The organism is Chryseobacterium ginsengisoli (genome assembly GCF_039542325.1).
GTDB lineage: Bacteria > Bacteroidota > Bacteroidia > Flavobacteriales > Weeksellaceae > Chryseobacterium > Chryseobacterium ginsengisoli.
In genome coordinates this window covers 1-5,349 of sequence record NZ_BAABHX010000017.1, presented here as the reverse complement: position 1 = coordinate 5,349, position 5,349 = coordinate 1, and the positions used below count along the sequence as shown (strand labels likewise).

Sequence of the window (5,349 nt, the reverse complement as noted above, 5' to 3'; positions counted from 1 at the left end):
TCGCAGTACCATCGGCGCTGGTGGGCTTAACTTCTGTGTTCGGAATGGGAACAGGTGAGCCCCACCGCTAAAACCACCCTAAAGGTTGTATATAAGGTTCAGGTTGCAGATTATAGGTCTTAGGTAATAGCTTTCACTGCTACCTGCTACCTTGTATCTATATATCTGATACCTATTTTATCGGTAAATTTCATCACAAAGGCAAAACCAGTTCTGCACTTATAAGGCTTGGTAATTGTAACCAATAGGCTATAAATCTACGGGTAATTAGTACTACTCGGCTATGCTGTTACCAACTTTACACCTGTAGCCTATCAACGTTGTCATCTCCAACGACCCTTAAAAGATGTCTCATCTTGAGGCGAGTTTCGCACTTATATGCTTTCAGTGCTTATCTCTTCCAAACGTAGCTACTCAGCGGTGCACCTGGCGGTACAACTGATACACCAGAGGTTTGTTCAATTCGGTCCTCTCGTACTAGAATCAAGCCCTCTCAAACATCTAACGCCCGCAATAGATAGAGACCGAACTGTCTCACGACGTTCTGAACCCAGCTCGCGTGCCACTTTAATGGGCGAACAGCCCAACCCTTGGGACCTTCTCCAGCCCCAGGATGTGACGAGCCGACATCGAGGTGCCGAACCTCCCCGTCGATGTGAGCTCTTGGGGGAGACTAGCCTGTTATCCCCGGAGTACCTTTTATCCTATGAGCGATGGCCCTTCCATACGGAACCACCGGATCACTATGTCCTGCTTTCGCACCTGATCGACTTGTAGGTCTCACAGTCAAGCACCCTTATGCCATTACACTCTACGCACGGTTACCAAGCGTGCTGAGGGTACCTTTGAAAGCCTCCGTTACTCTTTTGGAGGCGACCACCCCAGTCAAACTACCCACCACGCAATGTCCTTCTAAAAGAAGTTAGGCTCCAAGTAAGTAAAGGGTGGTATTTCAACGTTGACTCCACGAACACTAGCGTGCCCGCTTCAAAGTCTCCCACCTATCCTACACATTACTTACTCAAAGTCAATACGAAGTTATAGTAAAGGTTCACAGGGTCTTTTCGTCCCATTGCGGGTAATCGGCATCTTCACCGATACTACAATTTCACCGAGCTCGTGGCTGAGACAGTGCCCAGATCGTTACACCATTCGTGCAGGTCGGAACTTACCCGACAAGGAATTTCGCTACCTTAGGACCGTTATAGTTACGGCCGCCGTTTACTGGGGCTTCAGTCAAACGCTTCGCTTACGCTAACGCCCTTCCTTAACCTTCCAGCACCGGGCAGGTGTCAGACCCTATACAGCATCTTTCGATTTAGCAGAGTCCTGTGTTTTTGATAAACAGTCGCCTGGGCCTCTTCACTGCGGCCAGCATTGCTGCTGGCGTCTCTTCTTCCGAAGTTACGAGACTATTTTGCCTAGTTCCTTAGCCACGACTCACTCGAGCACCTTAGGATTCTCTCCTCGACCACCTGTGTCGGTTTTGGTACGGGTTGCTTCACTTCGGCTTTTCTTGGATCCGATTTCACTATAACAGCTTCGCCCGAAGGCTAGGCCTTGACACTTCCGTCCGTCTTCAATAGCTACGTCGAACCGTCCCCTTTTTAGTGTGAGCAAGTATGGGAATATTAACCCATTGTCCATCCACTACCCCTTTCGGGTTCGCGTTAGGTCCCGACTAACCCTCAGCTGATTAGCATGGCTGAGGAAACCTTAGTCTTTCGGTGAGGGGGTTTCTCGCCCCCTTTATCGTTACTTATGCCTACATTTTCTTTTCTATCCGCTCCACCAGGCCTCACGACTCAGCTTCTGTGCAGATAGAATGCTCTCCTACCAGATATAATAAATTATAAATCCATAGCTTCGGTATTCTGTTTATGCCCGATTATTATCCATGCCGGACCGCTCGACTAGTGAGCTGTTACGCACTCTTTAAATGAATGGCTGCTTCCAAGCCAACATCCTAGCTGTCAATGCAGTCCAACCGCGTTGCTTCAACTTAACAGAAATTTGGGGACCTTAGCTGTTGGTCTGGGTTCTTTCCCTCTCGGACATGGACCTTAGCACCCATGCCCTCACTGCCGACCATCATTTATTAGCATTCGGAGTTTGTCAGGAATTGGTAGGTGGTGAAACCCCCGCATCCAATCAGTAGCTCTACCTCTAATAAACTATAAATCGACGCTGCACCTAAATGCATTTCGGAGAGTACGAGCTATCTCCCAGTTTGATTGGCCTTTCACCCCTACCCACAGGTCATCCGAAGACTTTTCAACGTCAACCGGTTCGGTCCTCCACTTTGTGTTACCAAAGCTTCAACCTGCCCATGGGTAGATCACAAGGTTTCGCGTCTAATACTACTAACTAAGCGCCCTATTCAGACTCGCTTTCGCTCCGGCTCCGGACCTGAAGTCCTTAACCTCGCTAGTAACATTAACTCGTAGGCTCATTATGCAAAAGGCACGCCGTCACCCAACTTGTGGGCTCCGACCGCTTGTAGGCGTACGGTTTCAGGTTCTATTTCACCCTTCTATTCGAAGTGCTTTTCACCTTTCCTTCACAGTACTTGTTCACTATCGGTCTTTCAGGAGTATTTAGCCTTGGAGGATGGTCCCCCCATATTCAGACAGGATTTCACGTGTCCCGCCCTACTCATTTATCATCTATGTATGCCTTTCAAATACCGGGCTATCACCGTCTATGGCTGTTCTTTCCAGAACATTCTTTTAAACATATAAAGACTTTTGGGCTAATCCGCTTTCGCTCGCCACTACTTACGGAATCTCTTCGATTTCTTTTCCTCCGGGTACTTAGATGTTTCAGTTCTCCGGGTTTGCTCTCTAATAAATTAGAGTGACAGGTCTTCAACCTGACGGGTTGCCCCATTCGGACATCTCGGGATCAATTCGTGTGTGCCAATCCCCCGAGCTTTTCGCAGCTTACCACGTCCTTCTTCGCCTCTGAAAGCCTAGGCATCCGCCATACGCCCTTAACGATTTCTTTCCTATTTTTAGGTTACTCAAGCACTTATAAGTGCTCGGTTTTCTCTTTGTGATGTCTTTACCGTTAATGTCAATGATCTTAATGTCTTCTCTTCTGTCTGATGAACAATTGTTGTTTTTGGCTCCAATCGTAACTTTTAAATCAAACTTCCAAAACTGTGGAGAATAAGGGAGTCGAACCCTTGACCTCCTGCGTGCAAGGCAGGCGCTCTAGCCAGCTGAGCTAATTCCCCCTCTAGTGTTGTTAGTTGTTGGTATTTGGTTTTTAGTCTTTGGCTCTCGCTATCCCCTAATCCCTAAATCCTATTACCTAACTCCTTAATTAGTAGTCTCGGGCAGGCTCGAACTGCCGACCTCTACATTATCAGTGTAGCGCTCTAACCAGCTGAGCTACGAGACTTTGTTTTAGATGTTAGATTTTAGACACTAGAGGTTAGACTAATCTCTAACTTCTAATTTCTAACTTCTTTTTCTAAATCTCTTCCCTATACTAATTTCTAGTGGGTTTTGTATTTTTTATATAAATCAACCAAATAAAAAACTAAAGCTTCTCTTTAAGTAAGTACATGATACACTTAAGTACCTTAATTTTGTTTTACGTCCTAAGACGCTCTAAAATGAGATGTTCCAGCCGCACCTTCCGGTACGGCTACCTTGTTACGACTTAGCCCTAGTTACCTGTTTTACCCTAGGCAGCTCCTGTTACGGTCACCGACTTCAGGTACCCCAGACTTCCATGGCTTGACGGGCGGTGTGTACAAGGCCCGGGAACGTATTCACCGCGCCATGGCTGATGCGCGATTACTAGCGATTCCAGCTTCATAGAGTCGAGTTGCAGACTCCAATCCGAACTGAGACCGGCTTTCGAGATTTGCATCCTATCGCTAGGTAGCTGCCCTCTGTACCGGCCATTGTATTACGTGTGTGGCCCAAGGCGTAAGGGCCGTGATGATTTGACGTCATCCCCACCTTCCTCTCTACTTGCGTAGGCAGTCTCACTAGAGTCCCCAACTTAATGATGGCAACTAGTGACAGGGGTTGCGCTCGTTGCAGGACTTAACCTAACACCTCACGGCACGAGCTGACGACAACCATGCAGCACCTTGAAAATTGCCCGAAGGACGGTCTATTTCTAAACCCATCAATTCCCATTTAAGCCTTGGTAAGGTTCCTCGCGTATCATCGAATTAAACCACATAATCCACCGCTTGTGCGGGCCCCCGTCAATTCCTTTGAGTTTCATTCTTGCGAACGTACTCCCCAGGTGGCTAACTTATCACTTTCGCTTAGTCTCTGAATCCGAAAACCCAAAAACGAGTTAGCATCGTTTACGGCGTGGACTACCAGGGTATCTAATCCTGTTCGCTCCCCACGCTTTCGTCCATCAGCGTCAGTTAAAACATAGTGACCTGCCTTCGCAATTGGTGTTCTAAGTAATATCTATGCATTTCACCGCTACACTACTTATTCCAGCCACTTCTACTTTACTCAAGACCTGCAGTATCAATGGCAGTTTCACAGTTAAGCTGTGAGATTTCACCACTGACTTACAGATCCGCCTACGGACCCTTTAAACCCAATAAATCCGGATAACGCTTGCACCCTCCGTATTACCGCGGCTGCTGGCACGGAGTTAGCCGGTGCTTATTCGTATAGTACCTTCAGCTTTCCACACGTGGAAAGGTTTATCCCTATACAAAAGAAGTTTACAACCCATAGGGCCGTCGTCCTTCACGCGGGATGGCTGGATCAGGCTCTCACCCATTGTCCAATATTCCTCACTGCTGCCTCCCGTAGGAGTCTGGTCCGTGTCTCAGTACCAGTGTGGGGGATCACCCTCTCAGGCCCCCTAAAGATCACTGACTTGGTAGGCCGTTACCCTACCAACTATCTAATCTTGCGCGTGCCCATCTCTATCCACCGGAGTTTTCAATAATAAGTGATGCCACTCATTATATTATGGGGTATTAATCTTCCTTTCGAAAGGCTATCCCCCTGATAAAGGCAGGTTGCACACGTGTTCCGCACCCGTACGCCGCTCTCAAGATTCCGAAGAATCTCTACCGCTCGGCTTGCATGTGTTAGGCCTCCCGCTAGCGTTCATCCTGAGCCAGGATCAAACTCTCCATTGTATGTTTGTTCTTGACTCACTCAAAGTTTGACGCTTTAGTTTTTCCTTACTTGGTTGTTATATTATATTTCAATGAACTTCATTTCTTCCGCTTTTTAACGAAGCAATCTCTCTGTCAGTGTCGCTCCGTATTTGCGTGTGCAAAAGTAATAACTTATTTTTAATTGACCAAATGTTTCTTAAAGAAATTTTAAAGTTTTTTGATGACCTTAA

Annotated in this window: 2 tRNA genes and 3 rRNA genes; all 5 read right to left on the bottom strand. The window is 47.1% G+C overall.

The annotated features are described in order from the left end of the window. Nucleotides 1-81 (bottom strand): 5S ribosomal RNA (gene rrf / locus ABD940_RS22785); the annotation flags it as partial. Nucleotides 82-247: 166 nt separating this feature from the next. Then, a 23S ribosomal RNA gene (locus ABD940_RS22780) occupies nucleotides 248-3,006 on the bottom strand. A 158-nt stretch (nucleotides 3,007-3,164) separates the two neighbouring features. After that, nucleotides 3,165-3,238, bottom strand: a tRNA-Ala gene (locus ABD940_RS22775). Nucleotides 3,239-3,331: 93 nt separating this feature from the next. Beyond that, a tRNA-Ile gene (locus ABD940_RS22770) sits at nucleotides 3,332-3,405 on the bottom strand. Between the two features lie 215 nt (nucleotides 3,406-3,620). Beyond that, nucleotides 3,621-5,137: ribosomal RNA gene (locus ABD940_RS22765) — 16S ribosomal RNA — on the bottom strand. Between the last annotated feature and the right edge of the window lie 212 nt (nucleotides 5,138-5,349).